At 48.1% G+C, this 231-nt stretch carries 1 rRNA gene; it reads left to right on the top strand.

The features are described 5' to 3' along the window. Positions 1–158: 158 nt before the first annotated feature. Positions 159–231, top strand: a 16S ribosomal RNA gene (locus ACPXB1_RS30725); the annotation flags it as partial.

Genomic DNA, 231 nt, shown 5'->3' with positions numbered 1-231 from the left:
GTGTGTGGTTGTTCTTTGAGAACTCAACAGGGTGCTTTGTAAAGCCAGTGCCAATTATGATTTATACCCCGGACTGGTCGGAGCTTTGGTTTCGGCTGGTTGGGATTCCTTTGGCAACATATTGTTTGTTGTCAGGGTTTGCTGTTCAACACAGTTTTTTGTTGGAGAGTTTGATCCTGGCTCAGGACGAACGCTGGCGGCGTGCTTAACACATGCAAGTCGAGCGGAAAG

Origin of the sequence: Micromonospora sp. DT68, from assembly GCF_049847245.1 — a bacterium.
GTDB lineage: Bacteria > Actinomycetota > Actinomycetes > Mycobacteriales > Micromonosporaceae > Micromonospora > Micromonospora profundi.
Note: the sequence above shows the minus strand (reverse complement) of the source record. Positions and strands in the feature narration are given on the sequence as shown.